Origin of the sequence: Massilia sp. LjRoot122 (assembly GCF_964252725.1) — a bacterium.
Lineage (GTDB): Bacteria > Pseudomonadota > Gammaproteobacteria > Burkholderiales > Burkholderiaceae_D > Telluria.
This window is the reverse complement of record NZ_CAXUPB020000001.1, coordinates 748,768-764,539: the sequence shown is the minus strand read 5'-3', so window position 1 is coordinate 764,539 and position 15,772 is coordinate 748,768. Positions and strand designations below refer to the sequence as shown.

Annotated in this window: 17 protein-coding genes; 4 read left to right on the top strand and 13 right to left on the bottom strand. The window is 66.5% G+C overall.

Annotated elements, in window-relative coordinates:
- Positions 1-17: 17 nt before the first annotated feature.
- The 5 genes from ACSQ25_RS03385 to ACSQ25_RS03365 form a co-directional block, all read right to left on the bottom strand.
- The gene (locus ACSQ25_RS03385; protein WP_436104305.1) at positions 18-2,261 is read right to left on the bottom strand and encodes a methyl-accepting chemotaxis protein; all 2,244 of its coding nucleotides are present in this window, start codon (positions 2,259-2,261) and stop codon (positions 18-20) included.
- A gap of 49 nt (positions 2,262-2,310) precedes the next feature.
- Positions 2,311-2,853 carry a chemotaxis protein CheW gene (locus ACSQ25_RS03380; RefSeq protein WP_436104304.1) on the bottom strand — a complete coding sequence of 181 codons (543 nt, stop codon included), beginning with the start codon at positions 2,851-2,853 and terminating at the stop codon, positions 2,311-2,313.
- Complete coding sequence (locus ACSQ25_RS03375) at positions 2,850-3,239, bottom strand: response regulator transcription factor (protein ID WP_436104303.1); 390 nt, start codon at positions 3,237-3,239, stop codon at positions 2,850-2,852. Before ACSQ25_RS03375 ends, ACSQ25_RS03380 begins: the two co-directional genes overlap by 4 nt.
- Before the next feature lie 39 nt (positions 3,240-3,278).
- The gene (locus tag ACSQ25_RS03370) at positions 3,279-3,674 is read right to left on the bottom strand and encodes a response regulator (protein WP_436104302.1); all 396 of its coding nucleotides are present in this window, start codon (positions 3,672-3,674) and stop codon (positions 3,279-3,281) included.
- Between the two features lie 134 nt (positions 3,675-3,808).
- On the bottom strand, positions 3,809-3,961 hold the full coding sequence (locus ACSQ25_RS03365; protein WP_029755924.1) for a rubredoxin: 153 nt from the start codon (positions 3,959-3,961) through the stop codon (positions 3,809-3,811).
- 92 nt (positions 3,962-4,053) lie between these two features.
- Between ACSQ25_RS03365 and thiD the strand changes: the two genes are divergently transcribed.
- Together thiD and hemL are read left to right on the top strand one after the other, a co-directional pair.
- Positions 4,054-4,875, top strand: coding sequence for a bifunctional hydroxymethylpyrimidine kinase/phosphomethylpyrimidine kinase (gene thiD / locus ACSQ25_RS03360; RefSeq protein WP_436104301.1), 822 nt, complete (start codon positions 4,054-4,056; stop codon positions 4,873-4,875).
- Between the two features lie 17 nt (positions 4,876-4,892).
- Positions 4,893-6,188 carry a glutamate-1-semialdehyde 2,1-aminomutase gene (gene hemL / locus ACSQ25_RS03355; protein ID WP_436104300.1) on the top strand — a complete coding sequence of 432 codons (1,296 nt, stop codon included), beginning with the start codon at positions 4,893-4,895 and terminating at the stop codon, positions 6,186-6,188.
- Between the two features lie 72 nt (positions 6,189-6,260).
- Here hemL and corA read toward each other — a convergent pair whose 3' ends face one another.
- The 8 genes from corA to mpl form a co-directional block, all read right to left on the bottom strand.
- Positions 6,261-7,226: a magnesium/cobalt transporter CorA gene (corA, locus tag ACSQ25_RS03350; protein WP_436104299.1), complete on the bottom strand. Its 966-nt coding sequence runs from the start codon at positions 7,224-7,226 to the stop codon at positions 6,261-6,263.
- A gap of 108 nt (positions 7,227-7,334) precedes the next feature.
- The gene (gene mtgA, locus ACSQ25_RS03345) at positions 7,335-8,054 is read right to left on the bottom strand and encodes a monofunctional biosynthetic peptidoglycan transglycosylase (RefSeq protein ID WP_436108014.1); all 720 of its coding nucleotides are present in this window, start codon (positions 8,052-8,054) and stop codon (positions 7,335-7,337) included.
- Between the two features lie 17 nt (positions 8,055-8,071).
- Positions 8,072-8,881, bottom strand: coding sequence for a shikimate dehydrogenase (gene aroE / locus ACSQ25_RS03340; RefSeq protein WP_436104298.1), 810 nt, complete (start codon positions 8,879-8,881; stop codon positions 8,072-8,074).
- On the bottom strand, positions 8,878-9,732 hold the full coding sequence (locus tag ACSQ25_RS03335; RefSeq protein WP_436108013.1) for an energy transducer TonB: 855 nt from the start codon (positions 9,730-9,732) through the stop codon (positions 8,878-8,880). The genes aroE and ACSQ25_RS03335 overlap by 4 nt, the downstream gene beginning before the upstream one ends.
- A gap of 76 nt (positions 9,733-9,808) precedes the next feature.
- Positions 9,809-11,881, bottom strand: a complete 2,073-nt coding sequence (locus tag ACSQ25_RS03330; RefSeq protein WP_436104297.1) for a ribonuclease catalytic domain-containing protein — start codon at positions 11,879-11,881, stop codon at positions 9,809-9,811.
- Between the two features lies 1 nt (position 11,882).
- The gene (locus tag ACSQ25_RS03325; protein ID WP_436104296.1) at positions 11,883-12,464 is read right to left on the bottom strand and encodes a chorismate--pyruvate lyase family protein; all 582 of its coding nucleotides are present in this window, start codon (positions 12,462-12,464) and stop codon (positions 11,883-11,885) included.
- Complete coding sequence (locus ACSQ25_RS03320) at positions 12,461-13,042, bottom strand: YqiA/YcfP family alpha/beta fold hydrolase (protein WP_436104295.1); 582 nt, start codon at positions 13,040-13,042, stop codon at positions 12,461-12,463. Before ACSQ25_RS03320 ends, ACSQ25_RS03325 begins: the two co-directional genes overlap by 4 nt.
- Positions 13,039-14,406 carry a UDP-N-acetylmuramate:L-alanyl-gamma-D-glutamyl-meso-diaminopimelate ligase gene (gene mpl, locus ACSQ25_RS03315; RefSeq protein ID WP_436104294.1) on the bottom strand — a complete coding sequence of 456 codons (1,368 nt, stop codon included), beginning with the start codon at positions 14,404-14,406 and terminating at the stop codon, positions 13,039-13,041. The genes ACSQ25_RS03320 and mpl overlap by 4 nt, the downstream gene beginning before the upstream one ends.
- A 93-nt stretch (positions 14,407-14,499) precedes the next feature.
- Between mpl and ACSQ25_RS03310 the strand changes: the two genes are divergently transcribed.
- Both ACSQ25_RS03310 and ACSQ25_RS03305 read left to right on the top strand, forming a co-directional pair.
- Positions 14,500-15,129, top strand: a complete 630-nt coding sequence (locus ACSQ25_RS03310; RefSeq protein WP_436104293.1) for a hypothetical protein — start codon at positions 14,500-14,502, stop codon at positions 15,127-15,129.
- Positions 15,126-15,686 carry a TlpA family protein disulfide reductase gene (locus ACSQ25_RS03305; RefSeq protein ID WP_436104292.1) on the top strand — a complete coding sequence of 187 codons (561 nt, stop codon included), beginning with the start codon at positions 15,126-15,128 and terminating at the stop codon, positions 15,684-15,686. Before ACSQ25_RS03310 ends, ACSQ25_RS03305 begins: the two co-directional genes overlap by 4 nt.
- Positions 15,687-15,772: the final 86 nt, after the last annotated feature.

Genomic DNA, 15,772 nt, shown 5'->3' with positions numbered 1-15,772 from the left:
GTTCGTCATGTTTGTGTTCAGGCCGCCACGCGGAAGCGCGACACGGAATCCTTCAGCTCCTGCGCCAGCAGCGCCAGTTCGCGGATCGACTGCGCCGTCTGGCGCGTGCCGCCCTGGGTGTGCTCGGTGACCGACAGGATGTGCTGCATATTATGGGCCACACCGTTGGCGGACGTCGCCTGCCGTTCAGCCGCGCCGGAAATGCCCTGGATCAGCTCCGCCAGGCGGTTCGACACGCGCGAAATATCGCTGAGCGCCGCGCCGGCCGCATCGGACAGGCGCGCGCCCTCGACCACGCCCTGGGTCGATTTTTCCATCGCCGCCACGGCGTCATGGGTGTCGGCCTGGATGGTGCGCACCAGCGCGCCGATGCCCTTGGCCGCTTCGGCCGAGCGTTCCGCCAGGCGCTGCACCTCTTCCGCCACCACCGAGAAGCCGCGGCCCGCCTCGCCGGCCGATGCGGCCTGGATCGCGGCGTTCAGCGCCAGCACGTTGGTCTGCTCGGTGATGTCCGAGATCAGGTCGGTGATCTCGCCGATCTCCTGCGAGGATTCGCCCAAGCGCTTGATGCGCTTCGAGGTTTCCTGGATCTGTTCGCGGATCTCGTTCATGCCGATGATCGCGTTCTGCACGGCTTGCGCACCCTGCTCGGCCGCCGCCACCGACTGGCGCGCCACGTCGGCCGATTCGGTCGCCGAACGCGACACGTCGGCAATCTGCGCCGCCATCTGCAGCACGGTGCTGGATGCTTCCTGGATCTCGCGCGACTGCTGCTCGGCCGCGCCCAGCAGCTCGGTCGACACGGTCTGGGCGCCGTTCGAGGCGCGCGTCACCTGTTCGGTGGTCTTGATGACCCGCAGGACCAGCTCGCGCAGTTCCTCGACCGTGTAGTTGACCGAGTCGGCGATCGCGCCGGTGATGTCTTCCGAGACCGTGGCGTGCACGGTCAGGTCGCCGTCAGCGACTTCCTGCAGTTCGTTCATCAGGCGCAGGATCGCCGCCTGGTTCTGGTCGTTGGTGGCCTTGGCTTCTTCTTCCTTGGCCTGGGCCAGCTGGCGCATCGCCTCGGCTTCGCGGCGGCGCGCCTCGGCGCCGCGGGTGCGGTTGCGCGAGTCCTGCAGCATCACGCGGCTCAGGGCGCCGCCCATCGCCAGCGTGAAGATCGCGGCGCCCACCAGCATCCAGAACCAGCCGCTCCTGACCTCCAACGCGCTGCGGTAGCCCGACTGCACCCGTGCCAATGTCGAGCGCAGGCCCTCGTTGTCGCGCGCGATGACCGCTTCGGCAGTGCGTGCGGCGCTGAAGTTGTGCTGGTTGGTCGACAGCGGCGCCAGCCCTTCCTGCCAGGTCTTGAAGGCGGTGCGCGCATCCAGCACGCGCTCGCGCAGCGTGCCGTCCGCGATGGCGGCCGGGGCGCCGGCCAGGCTGTCCAGCAGTGCGCCCAGTTCGGCGCTGTCGCGCAGGATGGTCCTGGAGGCGTCGCGGTAGGCCGCGCCCGGGCTCGCGAAGGCGTGGGTGGACACCGACAGGCGCTCGGCCAGCGCCGCCAGGCGGGCAAACGACGGGTTGCCGGGCTGCTTGTCGGCGATTGAGCCGAGCTCGGTGGCGAGCGGTTCGAACTTGTCGACGCTGGCGCCGAAGCCGACCAGGTGGCGCCTGTTGCCGACGATGGTGGTGGCGGCCGCGTTCGAGGCCGACCAGGCGGAACGCGCCTTGGCCAGCATGGTCGCCACCTCGCCCGAGGACGCCGGAATCGTCTTGTTGCCCGACTGGCCGCCGCGCGCCAGCAGCTGCAGCAGGCGGCCGACTTCGGCGCGGCTCTCGTCCAGTTCGTTGAAAGCGCCCATGTCCCCGCGCAGGGCGTTCGGCGCAGCCTTGGCCACGCGCTGCGAATGCATCAGGGCGTCGGCCGCGGTCTGGCCCTGGGTCGACACCACGTCGGTGCGCGCGGCGTTCTGCCACATCGACAGCACCGTCAGCAGGATGCCGGCCACGAAGGCCGCCAGCACCACGCGCAGCTGGCGCGACAGCGACAGGTGGCCGATCAGGGGCAGGCGCAGGTCCTCACCCTCGTCGGCCGCATGCAGGGGCTTGCGCGGACGCGTGTTGCCGAGGCGGCGCGCGGCGGCTTCGGCCGAGCCGTGCACCGGCGCGCCTCCCTCGTGCGCAGGCTGCTGCGGCAGCAGGCCGGCGCCGAACTGGGTGTCGGGCGAGACCAGCGCGGTGTCGTCGTCCGCGCTGTCCTTCGAGAATACGTTCATGCTGAGTTTCGAGGCGAATCCCATACCGGCTCCTGGTCCTGCAATTTGATTAGCTGCGTGTGTCTGCTTGTTGTGCGACCTGCAGGAAGCGTTCTTCCCGCACCAGGGCCGCGAGCGAGAGCGGCGTCCACAGATTGTCGTCGGCGTCGCGCAGGACCTCGCCCTCGCGCCTCATGCTGCCGGCCTGGCGCAGGCCGAACACGCGCTCGGCCAGCAGCGCGCAGTTGAAGCCGAGCGTGGGGGCGAAGGTCACCAGGCGTGCCGAGGGGCTCGGCGGCGCACCTTCCTGGCCGAGGTAGCGCGCCAGGTCGATCACGCCGACCAGGGTGCCGCGCACATTGGCCAGGCCCAGGTACCAGGGCAGGGTCAGCGGCACCCGCGCCAGCGGCACGGACGGGACGATCTCGCCGGCCTCCAGCAGGTCGAGCAGGTAGCGGGTGCCGCCCACCTGCATGCCGAGCTGCTGGATCGGCGCGCCGCCGCCGCCCTTGGCGGCCTGCATGCGCTCGAGGAGCTGCTCCTGGTATTCGCGCAGGCGGGTGCGGCGCGCGGCAGGGTCGAGCCTTGCCCCCTCGCCAGCTGCGTCGCTCATGCCGCCGCTGCCGCCGGACCGGCGTCGAGCGAGGCGATGCTGGCCAGCAGCAGCGCCGGATCGACCGGCTTCACCAGGTAATCCCTGGCGCCCTGGCGCATGCCCCAGATGCGGTCGGTTTCCTGGTTCTTGCTGCTGCAGATGATCACGGGGATCGCCGCCAGCTCGGGGTCGCGCGCGATCGAGCGCGTCACCTGGAAGCCGTTCGCGCCGGGCATGACCACGTCCATCAGGATCAGTTGCGGGCGCTCGGCGCGGATCTTGTCGATCGCTTCCTCGCCGTTGACGGCAGTGCTCACGGCATAGCCGGCGCGCGCCAGGATATCGGTCAGGTAGAAGCGCTCGGTCGGGGAATCGTCGACGATCAGGATGTTTTGTATGGCCACCTTGGGCTCCGGGTATTCGGTCGGTTAAGCAGGTTCAGGTCAAGCCTTCGCCGCCGTGTGCTCGCGCACCGCGGCCAGCAGGCTGTCCTTGGAAAACGGTTTGGTGAGATAGGCGGCCGCGCCGACCATGGCGCCCCGCGCGCGGTCGAACAGGCCGTCCTTGGACGACAGCATCAGCACCGGCGTCGCATGGAAGCGTGCGCTCTTCTTGATCAGGGCGCAGGTCTGGTAGCCATCCAGGCGCGGCATCAGGATGTCGCAGAACACCAGCGCGGGGTGGTGGTCGTTGATCTTGGCGAGCGCGTCGAAGCCGTCGTCAGCCAGCACCACCTGGTAGCCGGCCTGGGTCAGGAAGATTTCGGCGGAGCGGCGGATCGTGCTGCTGTCGTCGATCACCATGATGGTCAGGCCGGTTGCTTGCGGCGATGTCGTCATTTTCGTTTCACTTCAGCATGAAACGCCACGATAGCACAGGCCTTTACCCTTTTGGCGTGAAGTGTTGCAACACGTCAACTGTCACATCCAACTTGGCGTGACGTTTTGCAAACAGACGTGACAGCCCGACAAGATCAGATGGCGGTCATCTCGAAATCGTCCTTGCGGGCGCCGCATTCCGGACAAGTCCAGTTCATCGGCACATCGGCCCAGCGCGTGCCCGGTGCAATGCCGTCGTCCGGGGCGCCGGCGGCTTCGTCATAAACCCAGCCGCAGATCAGGCACATCCAGGTCTGGAATGGGGCCGTCGAATCATTACTCACAATATGCGTCCTTCTATCTAGTAAAATGGAGAGTCAGGTATCTTAATCTAGGCGTCGTGCAAAACCAACCGTTACCCCTCATCCTGACATTTGGCGTGTCCGACCCGGTCGGCGCCCTCGGCGTGCAGGCCGACCTGGCCGCCTTCGCCGCGCACGGATGCCACGGGCTGTCGGTGGTGGCCGGCCTGCTGGTTGCCGACAGCGCCAAGGTCGAGAACCTCCACGAAGTCGACAGCGACTGGATGGCCGACCAGGCACGCGTCCTGCTCGAAGACATGCCGGTGGCCGCCTTCAAGGTCGGCGCCGTCGCCACCGTGCTGCAGCTGGCGGCGATCGCCGAGATCGTGTCCGACTACCCGGATGCGCCCCTGATCCTCGATCCCTTCCTCACCGCCCTGCCCGATTCCGGCCTGGCCGACGAAGAGATGCTGTCGGCGATCCGCTCGATCCTGGCGCCGCAGACCACGGTCCTGATCCTGTCGCAGTCGGAACTGGGCCGCATGGCCGAGACCTGGCGCGAGGTGGGCGAAAACGGCGACGACAACGGCGCCGATGCCCTGCTCGCGGACGTGGCCGAACTGACCAATGCCGGCTGCCAGTACGTGCTGGTGACTGGCACCCGCGACGACAAGGGCGGCTGTTCGAATACCCTGTTCGATGCCGACGGCGTGGTGGCCCGGGTCGAGTGGCAGCACCTGCCGGGCCCCTTCGTCGGCGCCGGGAATACCTATTCGGCTTCCTTCACCGCCCTGATGGCATGCGGCATGGAAGCGCCGCAGGCGCTGTTCGCCGCCCAGGAATACACCACCGGCGCGCTCGAACACGCCCAGCGCTTCGGCATGGGCAAGTTCATCCCCAACAAATTCTACCGGGGCTGATCCGGCCCCTCGCTACCATGACCATTGAGAACACCTCGAAGAACGACCAACTGTTTGCCCGCGCCCAGCAATCGACTCCGGGCGGCGTGAATTCGCCGGTGCGCGCCTTCCGCTCGGTGGGCGGCACCCCGCGCTTCATCACCCGTGCCGAAGGCCCGTACTTCTGGGACGCGGACGGCAAGCGCTACATCGACTACATCGGTTCCTGGGGCCCGGCCATCGTCGGCCACGCCCATCCGCAAGTGATCAAGGCGGTGCAGGAAGCGGCCGCGCGCGGCCTTTCTTTTGGTGCGCCGACCGAAGGCGAGATCGAGATCGCCGAAGAGATCTGCCGCCTGGTGCCCTCGATCGAGCAGGTGCGCCTGGTTTCGTCGGGCACCGAGGCGACCATGAGCGCGCTGCGCCTGGCGCGCGGCGCCACCGGCCGCGACAAGATCGTCAAGTTCGAAGGCTGCTACCACGGCCACGCCGACTCGCTGCTGGTGAAGGCCGGCAGCGGCCTGCTCACCTTCGGCAACCCGACCTCGGCCGGCGTGCCGGAAGACTTCGTCAAGCACACCCTGGTCCTCGACTACAACAACGTCCCGCAGCTGGAAGACGCCTTCGCCTCGATGGGCGACACCATCGCCTGCGTGATCGTGGAGCCGGTGGCCGGCAACATGAACCTGATCCGCGCCACCCCGGAATTCCTGACCCGCATGCGCGAGCTGTGCACCGAACACGGCGCCGTACTGATCTTCGACGAAGTCATGTGCGGCTTCCGCGTCGGCCTGGGCGGCGCCCAGGAGATGTACGGCATCAGCCCGGACCTGACCGCGCTCGGCAAGGTGATCGGCGGCGGCCTGCCGGTGGCGGCTTTCGGCGGCCGTGCGGAGCTGATGCAGAAAATGGCGCCGCTCGGCCCGGTCTACCAGGCCGGCACCCTGTCGGGCAACCCGGTGGCGGTGGCGGCCGGCATGACCACGCTGAAGCTGGTGCAGGAGCCGGGCTTCTATGACAAGCTGGGCGCGGCAAGCGCGCGCCTGGTGCAGGGCCTGACCGAGGCGGCGCAGGAAAACGACATCCCCTTCTGCGGCGATGCGGTGGGCGGCATGTTCGGTTTCTACTTCTCGAACAGCGTGCCGAGCACCTACGGCCAGATGATGGCGGGCGACAAGGAGCGCTTCAACCGCTTCTTCCACGGCATGCTGGACGAAGGCGTGTACTTCGCACCGGCCATGTTCGAGGCCGGTTTCGTATCGGCCCAGCACACGGATGCGGTGATCGACGACACCATCGAGGCGGCGCGCCGGGTGTTCAAGCGCATCGGCTGATCGCCTCCTGATGAAAAAACGCCCGGTGAAATAGTATTTCACCGGGCGTTTTCTTTTGAAATATTCGTTCGATCAGCGCAGCCAGCCGCGGCGGCGGAAGTACCACAGCGGCGCGATGCCGCAGGTGATCATCAGCCCGACCGCGAACGGATAACCGAAGGTCCAGTTCAGTTCCGGGAACACGGTGAAGTTCATGCCGTAGATACTCGCGATCAGGGTCGGCGGCAGGAAGGCGACCGAGGCCACCGAGAAGATCTTGATGATCTTGTTCTGGTTAATGTTAATGAAACCAACGGTGGCATCCATCAGGAAGTTCACCTTGTCGAACAGGAAAGACGTGTGGCCGTCCAGCGATTCGATGTCGCGCAGGATCTGGCGCGCTTCCTCGAACTGGTCCGAGTTCAGCAGCCGGCCGCGCATCAGGAAGCTGACCGCGCGCCGCGTGTCCATCATGTTGCGGCGGATCCGGCCGTTCAAGTCTTCCTCGTGCGCGATCGCGTTCAGCGCGGCGGCCGCGTCCTGGTCGGTGAATTCCTTCTGCAGCACGCGGGTCGAGACTTCTTCCAGCGCCTCGTAGATGCCCTCGAGCGCGTCCGCCGAATACTCGGCGTCGGTCGCGTACAGGTCGAGCAGCACGTCCATGTAGTCTTCGATCGAACCGGGACGCGAGCGCGCGCGCAGGCGCACCAGGCGGAACACCGGCAGGTCGTCGTTGTGCACCGAGAACAGGATTTTCCCGGACAGGATGAAGGCGACCGTGACCACGCGCGAGGGGCCGTCCTCTTCCTCGAGCAGGAAGTCGGTGCGCAGGTGCAGGTCGCCGTTCTCGGCTTCGTAGTAACGGGCCGAGGCCTCGATGTCCGACACCTCGTCCTCGCCCGGCAGCGTCACCCCATAGGTCGTCTTGACCAGGATGCGTTCCTCGTCGGTGGGCTCGTTCAGGTCGACCCAGACCGGCGTCACGTTTTCCAGGTCCTCGCGCGAGTCGACGCTGACCTGGTTCAGGCGGCCATTTTGTAGGACAAATACGTTGATCATGCGCTTCTCTCGGGCCGGGATTCAAAAACTGCGGCAAGTGTAACCGAGAGGCACCGAACGCGGCCACCCCGTAACGACAATTTCGTGGCCGGCGGCCGGCCTGGCCGCTCAGGGAAGGTCGGCGAAGCGCATGCGGCGCTGGATCAGGGCGGTCCGGCGCACCAGGTAGCCGGTCGAGCGGTGCTTGTCGTAGTAGCGCGGATTCGGCAGCATCACGGCCAGGCGCGCGGCCTGCTGGGCGCTCAGGTTGGCCGCCGAGGTGCGGTAATAGTGGCGCGCCGCCGCCTCGGCGCCGAACACGCCGCGGCCGTATTCCACCACGTTCAGGTAGACCTCGAGGATGCGGCGCTTGCTCATCACCGTCTCGAGCATGAAGGCGATGATCATCTCCTGCCCCTTGCGCAGGTAGCTGCGCGAGCCGGACAGGAACAGGTTCTTGGCCAGCTGCTGGGTGATGGTCGAGCCGCCGCCGACCACCTTGCTGCGCTTGTTGTTGCGCTCATAGGCTTTTTCCAGGGCTTCCCAGTCCACCCCGCCGTGCTCGGCGAAACGCGAATCTTCCGAGGCCACCACCGCCCGTTTCAGGTTGGTCGAGATGCGCTCGTAGGGCACCCACTCGTGCTTGAGCTTCGCGTTCGGGTTCTTCTCGCGCAGTTCCGACAGCTGCTCGCGCATGAAGCTGGTCGAGCCGGGATTGAACACCGAATACCAGCAGACCATGATGAAGAAGTAGAGCTGGACCAGCAGCACCAGCAGGATCGGGCCCAGGATGAGCCATTTCAGCCAGCTGCGCGAGCCCTTCCTGGCCGCCTTGCGGGGTTTGCCCATGGCGAGAGTTGCTGTGCTCATGGCCGCATTTTCCTGAACACTTCCGCCGTGTCGGGCCGCACGCCGCGCCAGATCGCGAAGGCTTCGGCGGCCTGCTCCACCAGCATGCCGAGGCCGTCGCGGGTGGCGGCGCCGGCTTGGGAAGCGAAGTCCATGAACACAGTCGGCCGGCTGCCGTACATCATGTCCAGCGCCAGGCTGCCCGGGCCGAACACGGCGGCCGGCACCGGCGGCAGCTCGCCTGCCAGGCTGCCGGAAGTCGCGTTGACCACGATGTCGAAACTGCCCGCGATCTCGGCGAAGCCGGTGGCGCTGACCGGAATGCCGTAGCGCGCGAAGTCGCGCGCCAGCGCCTCGGCCGTGGCCACGGTGCGGTTGGCGATGACGATCTCGCGCGGCTGTTGCTGGATGATGGGCAGCAGCGCGCCGCGTGCGGCGCCGCCGGCGCCCAGCAGCAGCACGCGCTTGTCGCGAATCGCCACGCCCGCATTGCGGGTGATGTCGGCCACCAGGCCGGGGCCGTCGGTGTTGTCGCCGATGATCTCGCCCTGCTCGAAGCTCAGCGTATTGACGGCGCCGGCGGCCCGGGCGCGTTCTTCCAGGCGGGTACAGACTTGCGCCGCCTCGATCTTGAACGGCAGGGTGACGTTGGCGCCCCGGTAGCCCTCCGCCACTAGGCGCCGTACGGTCGCCGCGAAGCCGTCGAGCGGCGCGAGGCAGCGTTCGTAGACCAGGTCCTGGCCGGTCTGGGCCGCGTAGACGGGATGGATCTCGGGCGATTTGCTGTGGGCGATCGGGTTGCCGATCACGCAGTACTTGTCACTCAAGCTTTGTCTCCTCGCAGTTCGGTCTGCATTTTTTCTTCGCGCGTGAAGCGGAAGCGCGTGATCACTTCCCACAGGTCGTCCTTGCCCCGCGTGCGCATGTTGGCCGGGAAGTTCCCGAAGGGCGCGGCCTGGCGCACGATGCGCAGGGCCGCCGCATCGAGGGCCGGGTTGCCCGAGCTTTGTTCGACACGCGGTCCGCCGTCCCGCATATAGATGCTCCCGTCCTGGAACACCGGGATGTAGACCACCAGTTCGCCGTACAGCTTCTTGCCGTTCTGCTGGGGGAAATTGAGGGTGCCGACTTCCTCGATCCGCTTCTGCATCTCTTTATAGTAGAGCGCATAGCCGACCTGGCGCGTGCTGGGCGTGATCTGGGTGCGCTTGGGGCGCTTGTTCTGGTCCTCGATCCGTTCGATGACCTCGGCCGCGGCGCGCGAGATGGCGCGGCTGGTATCGAAGGCGTCGCTGCCCGTGCGGGTGGGGTCGGGCTTGTCCTGTTCGGTCTTCGGCGGCGCCGTGAACGTGGAGTTGCGGACTTTCGTCAAGACGTTCTGCTGTTGCTGTTCCAGGTCGGCGATGCGGCGCTGCAGGGCCTTGATGCTTTCGCCATCCTCGGTCTTGCGCAGGTCGGGCAGCGGGGAGCGCACGCGGCCCGCATCGGCGGTGCCGCCGCCTTCCAGGTTGGCCTGGGCCAGGGCTTCGGCCTTGGTGGGCGCGTTGGCATGCTTGGCGTTGACCAGGATGACTTCGAGCCCCGGGTCGGCCGGCGTCTGGCGGAAGGCATCCGGCGCGGCGAAACGCACCGCCAGCAGCGCCCCGTGCGCAAGCACGGAGACACCGAGGGCGATCATCAGGGGACGGTTGTTCTGCAAATACTTCACGTGCTGCTTGCACCCGGGCGGGCGCTTGGGTCAGGGATGGGGCATTCTAACCTGCAACTTGGGCCTGCGGTGTTGTTCCGGCGTTGGCGGGAACCTCGACACCTGCTTCGCTTGTCACTGCAGCAACAACACCCTCGGCTTCCACCACTTCGGCCAGCGCCGCCTCGCCCGTATCGCCCTCTTCCTCTTCCTCGAGTTCGACCGACGCATCCGGCGCCACCGCCGCCACCTCGAGCAGGCGGGCTTCGAGCGTCAGGTCGACTTCGTCCCAGCGCACGACGTCGAGCTTGACCTGGGCGCCGCGGGCCAGCTGCGGCATGCCGGCCAGGCGCGCCACCAGCGGGATCTCCACCAGGCGCACGATCTCGTCCTTCAGCACCACGGCGTCGACCTGCTTCGCGCCTTCCTGGCCCAGCCAGCGCAGGCACCAGTAGCGTTCCATGTTCTGCTGGAAGTCGTTGTAGGCCGCATAGGCCGCATCGAAGCTCGACACGATCGCGAACAGGGTCGCGTCGCGGTGCTTGAACGGCGCCACCAGCGGTGCGGTCACGCCGTTCGCGGCGCAGGCCAGGATCTGCCACTGGTTCACCAGGTCGGTGTAGCGGCGCAGCGGCGAGGTGCTCCATGCGTACTGGTCCACGCCCAGGCCCTGGTGCGGGGCCGCGTGGGTCACCATGCGCACCTGGATCTTGGCGTTCCAGCCACCCGCGCCCGGCCCCTGCGAGCGGTAGATGCCCGGCACGCCCGAGTCGTGCAGCAGCTTGCCCCAGGTGCTGTTCGCGAAGATCATCAGCTCGGCCACGATCTTGTCGAGCGGCGCGCCGCGCTTGCGGCGCACGATGGTGACCACGTCGTCGTCGACGTAGAAATTGAAGTCCACGCGGTTGGCCTGCTCCGGCTTGAGGCCGAAGGCTTCGCGCTTCTTCATGCGGCCGGCTTCCAGCTGCAGCGCCCACTGCCACAGCAGGCCCAGCTCTTCCTTGTGCGGATACTCGCCCTCTCCGCTGGCCAGGGTCTCTTCGTTGACCAGCGCGTCGAGGTCGTTGTGACGCAGGTTGCTCTTGATCGGCACGCGCTCGGCGCGGGTGGTGGTCGAGATCACGGTCCAGTCTTGCGGGTTCAGCACCGCGTACAGCGACAGCGCCGGGCAGTCGCTGCCTTCGGCCAGGGTGAAGGCGTTCACCACCTCGTCCGGCAGCATGGTGATCTTATCGCCCGGCATATAGACGGTGGACATGCGCGCGCGCGCGATCTTGTCGATCGCATCGTCCGGGCGGATGCCCAGGCCCGGCGCCGCGATGTGGATGCCGACGCGCACCGTGCCGTCCTCCAGCTTCACCACCGAGAAGGCGTCGTCGATCTCGGTCGTGGTGACGTCGTCGATCGAGAAGGCCGCGACGTCCGCCAGCGGCAGGTCGGCCGGGGCCTTCGGTACCTCGACGGCCGGGAAGCCGGCGCCGCGCGGGAAATGCTCGAACAGGAAGCGCGACATGTGCAGTTCCTTGGGCGAGGCCAGGCCGCCGGTGCTCAGCATCAGGCGCTGGGCCGTGGTCTGCAGCTCGTTGGCCGCCGCTTCGAGCGCCTTGTACTCGATGGTGTTCTTGTCCGGCTTGAACAGCAGCTGGTGCACGAGCGGCTGCATCGATGGCGGCAGCTTGCCGGCCTTGAGTTCCGCGACGTAGCCCGCCTGCACGATGGCCTGCTGCTTCTTCTTTTCGATGCCGGCCAGGGCCGCCTTCAGGGTTTGCTCGGGAGCGGCCTTGTAGCGTCCGCGTCCCTTTTTATGGAAGTAGACCGGCGCGGCGTGCAGGGCCAGCACCAGGCCGGCCGCCTCGAACGGCAGCGGCGCGTGGCCGAAGTATTCGGCGCCCAGTTCGGCGAAGCCGAATTCTTCCTGGCCCGCGACCTCCCACAGGAAGTCCAGGTCGACCTCGGCGGCGATGCCCTTGGCGGCGGCGAGCAGCGCTTCCGGCTCGGGCTTCTCGAACTGGATCAGCACGTCCTTGGACTTGACCTTGCTGCGCTTGCCGCTGGCCAGCTCCACCTGGTAGGCCTCGCCTGCCTGCGACAGCACCGTGCCGACCTTGAAGTCGCCCGACTCTTCAAAAAATACGTTCATGTTATTTCGTGTTCTGTTGTGGTTTGGCCGGCGTCAAGCTGAGCACCTCGGGCAAGAATACCTCGGTGACCAGGAGCAGGCCTTGATGGCGGCGGTAGACGCAGCGCCGCGCATAATAAAGTGAGTCATTGCGTCCGTTGAGGGCGGCGTGCACGCGCTCCAGCAGCGGATGGCCCGCGCGGATGCGCGCGTATTCCAGCTGGCCACGGCGCACCAGCGGGTCGTAGAACAGCGTGGTGCCGAGCGAACGCTCGCCCAGCGCCGAAAACAGCGGCCAGTCGCTGGCGGTGCAGCCCGTCGGCACCACCGTGTGGCCGAACACCACCGGGCGGCCGTCGCATTCCAGCAGCACTTCGCGTTCCCACACCCTTCCCGCACGCGGCAGGCCGATGGCACGGGCCTCGTCCGCCAGGCAGGTCGCGGCATTCTGGTGCAGCCGCCGTACCCGGAAGCGCTCGCTGTGCGCCATCAGGCGCGCCGTCAGCGAGCCTTCGGTGGTGAGCCAGTCGCGCATCTTCGCAGGCGCGCGCACAGCCCCGGCGTGCGGCTGCCAGGCCGCCAGTCTCAGCGAACGGCCAGTCACTGCACCAGGCTCGCGTTGGTGCAGAAGGCCAGCACCTCGTCGACATACTGCGGAAATTCCGAGATCGCATGGTCGCTGCCCTGGATCACGTGCTGCTTTGCGCCCGCGTAGTGCGCCACCATGTCGCGGTAGTCCAGCACTTCGTCGCCGGTCGCCGCGACCAGGAAGTAGCGCTCCGGCCTGGTGATCTTCCCGACCTTCAGCGCCGCCAGCTCGTCGATGTACTCGCGGCGGAACTCGAAGGCTTCGTCCGAATGCCAGGCCGTGGTCACGCCGACGTGGTGTTCCAGGTTTTTCAAGGGATTCACGGACGGGTTGAGCAGCACCGCCGGCACGCCCAGGCGCTCGGCCAGCCAGGTGGCGTAGAAGCCGCCCAGCGAGGAGCCGATGATGGACAGATTGTCCGGCGCATGGCGCTCGGCCAGCAGCAGGGCCAGCGCCATCGCCTCTTTCGGCGAGGCCGGCAGCTGCGGGCAGATCAGCTCATGCGCGCGCCCGGCGTCCGCCAGCGCCTGCTGCACCACCCGCGCCTTGAAGGACTTCGGCGAGGAACGGAATCCGTGCAAGTACAGAATCATGGAGCCAGTGCGTCCAGCAGTTTCTGGTGCACGCCGCCGAAGCCGCCATTGCTCATCACGAGGATGTGGTCACCCGGCTGGGCCGCCTGAACGATGGCCTGCACCATGTAGTCGAGCTGGTCGAAGCTGTGGGCGATCGTGCCCAGCGGCTTGAGGGCATCGGCCAGCGACCAGCCCAGCGCCTGCTGGCTGCCGAAACCGAACACCAGGTCGGCGTCCTTCAGGCTGCCCGGCAGCGCATCCTTCATGGCGCCCAGCTTCATGGTGTTCGAGCGCGGCTCCAGCACGGCCAGGATGCGTCCCGTGCTGCCGATTTTCTGGCGCAGGCCGCCCACCGTGGTGGCGATCGCGGTCGGATGGTGGGCGAAGTCGTCGTACACGGTGATGTCGTTCACCTTGCCGCGCACTTCCATGCGGCGTTTGACGCTCTGGAAGCGCGACAGCGCGGCGATCGCCTGCGAGGTCGGCACGCCGACGTGGCGCGCGGCGGCGATCGCGGCCAGCGCGTTCGAGCGGTTGTGGTGGCCGCTCAGCTCCCAGTGCACGGTGCCCTGGACGTCGCCATTGAAGACGACGTCGAAGCTGCCGCCCTGGTGCTCGACCAGGCTCCAGTTCACGCCCTCCGAGAGGCCGAAGCTCTCCTTCTCGCTCCAGCAGCCGCGCTTGATGACGCGGCCCAGCGAGGCTTCGTCCCCATTGACGACCAGGCGGCCCACGCCCGGCACGGTGCGCACCAGGTGGTGGAACTGGGTCTCGATGGCGCCGATGTCCGGGAAGATGTCGGCGTGGTCGTATTCCAGGTTGTTCAGCACCGCGGTCTTGGCGTGGTAGTGGACGAATTTGCTGCGCTTGTCGAAGAAGGCGGTGTCGTACTCGTCGGCTTCGATCACGAAGAAGTCGGATGGCTTGTCGCCATGCAGGCGCGCCGAGATGCCGAAGTTCATCGGTACGCCGCCGATCAGGAAGCCCGGCGCATAGCCGGCGTCTTCCAGGATCCAGGCCAGCATCGAGGTGGTCGTGGTCTTGCCGTGCGTGCCGGCCACGGCCAGCACCCACTTGTCGCGCAGGATGTGTTCGCCGATCCACTGCGGGCCGGAGACGTAAGGCAGGCCGCGGTTCAGGATCTCTTCGATCAGCGGATTACCGCGCGTCATGACGTTACCGATCACATACAGGTCGGGGTTCAGCGATACCTGTTCCGGACCATAGCCCTGGATCAGCTCGATGCCCTGGGCTTCCAGCTGGGTGCTCATCGGCGGATAGACGTTGGCGTCGCAGCCCGTGACGCGGTGGCCGGCTTCCTTGGCCAGGACCGCCAGGCCACCCATGAAGGTGCCGCAAATACCGAGAATGTGAATGTGCATGGTCGTATGAAAAAATCGCTGCGGTAATGGTCCGAAAGCGCGATTCTACCCGACCCGCTCTGATTTTCCGCTTAAGAGTATGATTCAGGCATCATGCCAACATTGAATACAGACGTACTCCAGCTGCGCGCCGAAATCGCTGCCAGTGCGGCGCGCATGGTCGCCCAGGACGGCGCCGACTACGACACCGCACGCCGCAAGGCGGCCCGCCAGGTGCTCGGGGTGGACCGGCCGGCGCCGAACCTGATGCCCGACAACCTGCAGATCGAGGACGAGGTCCGTAAATACCAGGCCTTGTTCGGCGGTCCCGGCCAGGCCGCGCGCCTGAACGCCATGCGCGAGACCGCCCTGCAGGTGATGGACCAGCTCGCCGATTTCCGCCCCTACCTCACCGGCGCCGTGCTCAACGGCACGGCGGGCGAGCACGACGAGATCCACCTGCAGCTGTTTGCCGACAGCGCCAAGGAAGTCGAGATCTACCTGCTCAACCGCAACGTCAATATAGAGATTTCCGAGACGCCCCATTTCAAGGGCGGAAGGCACGATCCGGTTGAAACGGTCAGCTTCATGTGGCATAAGGAAACTGTTCATGCCGAGTTATACGACTTTCATGACTTGCGCGGGGCCTTGAAGCCGCGCGCCGATGGCCGCCTGCAGCGGGTCGACGCAGCCGGGCTGCGCGCGCTGATGGCGAACGACGAAACACTGGAACAGGACGAATGAATAAGAAACACGTGGCTGCGTATGCAGCCGTTGCCGCCATGTTCGGCATCATGGGCGCCCTGGTGGCGATCAACAAGAAAGACCCCTCCCCCCTTACGACCACGATGGCGCCGACCGGCGGCAAGCCGCACACGGCCGTCGATAATCTGTTTGCACAGTCGCTCAACGACCTGCAGGGCAAGCCGCAGCCGCTGGCCAAGTGGCGCGGCAAGCCGCTGGTGGTCAATTTCTGGGCAACCTGGTGTGCTCCCTGCGTGCAGGAGATGCCGGAACTGTCCGAACTGGCGGGCGCGGACGGCGGCAAGACCTTCAATGTGATCGGCATCGGTATCGATTCGCCCTCGAACATGAACGAATTCGCGGCCAAGCTGAAGATTGCCTACCCGCTGTACGTGGCGGGGATGGGCGGGACCGAGTTGTCGCGCGAGTTCGGCAACAGTGCGGGCGGGCTGCCGTATACAGTATTGATTGGCGCGGATGGACAGGTGCGCAAGACTTATCTAGGTAAATTGAAATTCGACGAACTGCGCGCGGACCTGGCAAAACTGCAGGGATAACGAACGATCGTTCTTTTCCGAACTGCATCGAACGTGCCCCCATCGCCTGACAATTTTACTGCTTGCCAATAGTCGAGCTTGGCGGC

Coding starts and splice junctions, on each gene's coding strand:
- ACSQ25_RS03385 (WP_436104305.1), bottom strand. CDS start 2,261: ATGAACGTATTCTCGAAGGACAGCGCGGACGACGACACCGCGCTGGTC.
- ACSQ25_RS03380 (WP_436104304.1), bottom strand. CDS start 2,853: ATGAGCGACGCAGCTGGCGAGGGGGCAAGGCTCGACCCTGCCGCGCGC.
- ACSQ25_RS03370 (WP_436104302.1), bottom strand. CDS start 3,674: ATGACGACATCGCCGCAAGCAACCGGCCTGACCATCATGGTGATCGAC.
- ACSQ25_RS03365 (WP_029755924.1), bottom strand. CDS start 3,961: ATGTGCCTGATCTGCGGCTGGGTTTATGACGAAGCCGCCGGCGCCCCG.
- hemL (WP_436104300.1), top strand. CDS start 4,893: ATGACCATTGAGAACACCTCGAAGAACGACCAACTGTTTGCCCGCGCC.
- corA (WP_436104299.1), bottom strand. CDS start 7,226: ATGATCAACGTATTTGTCCTACAAAATGGCCGCCTGAACCAGGTCAGC.
- mtgA (WP_436108014.1), bottom strand. CDS start 8,054: ATGGGCAAACCCCGCAAGGCGGCCAGGAAGGGCTCGCGCAGCTGGCTG.
- ACSQ25_RS03335 (WP_436108013.1), bottom strand. CDS start 9,732: ATGATCGCCCTCGGTGTCTCCGTGCTTGCGCACGGGGCGCTGCTGGCG.
- ACSQ25_RS03330 (WP_436104297.1), bottom strand. CDS start 11,881: ATGAACGTATTTTTTGAAGAGTCGGGCGACTTCAAGGTCGGCACGGTG.
- ACSQ25_RS03320 (WP_436104295.1), bottom strand. CDS start 13,042: ATGATTCTGTACTTGCACGGATTCCGTTCCTCGCCGAAGTCCTTCAAG.
- mpl (WP_436104294.1), bottom strand. CDS start 14,406: ATGCACATTCACATTCTCGGTATTTGCGGCACCTTCATGGGTGGCCTG.
- ACSQ25_RS03310 (WP_436104293.1), top strand. CDS start 14,500: ATGCCAACATTGAATACAGACGTACTCCAGCTGCGCGCCGAAATCGCT.
- ACSQ25_RS03305 (WP_436104292.1), top strand. CDS start 15,126: ATGAATAAGAAACACGTGGCTGCGTATGCAGCCGTTGCCGCCATGTTC.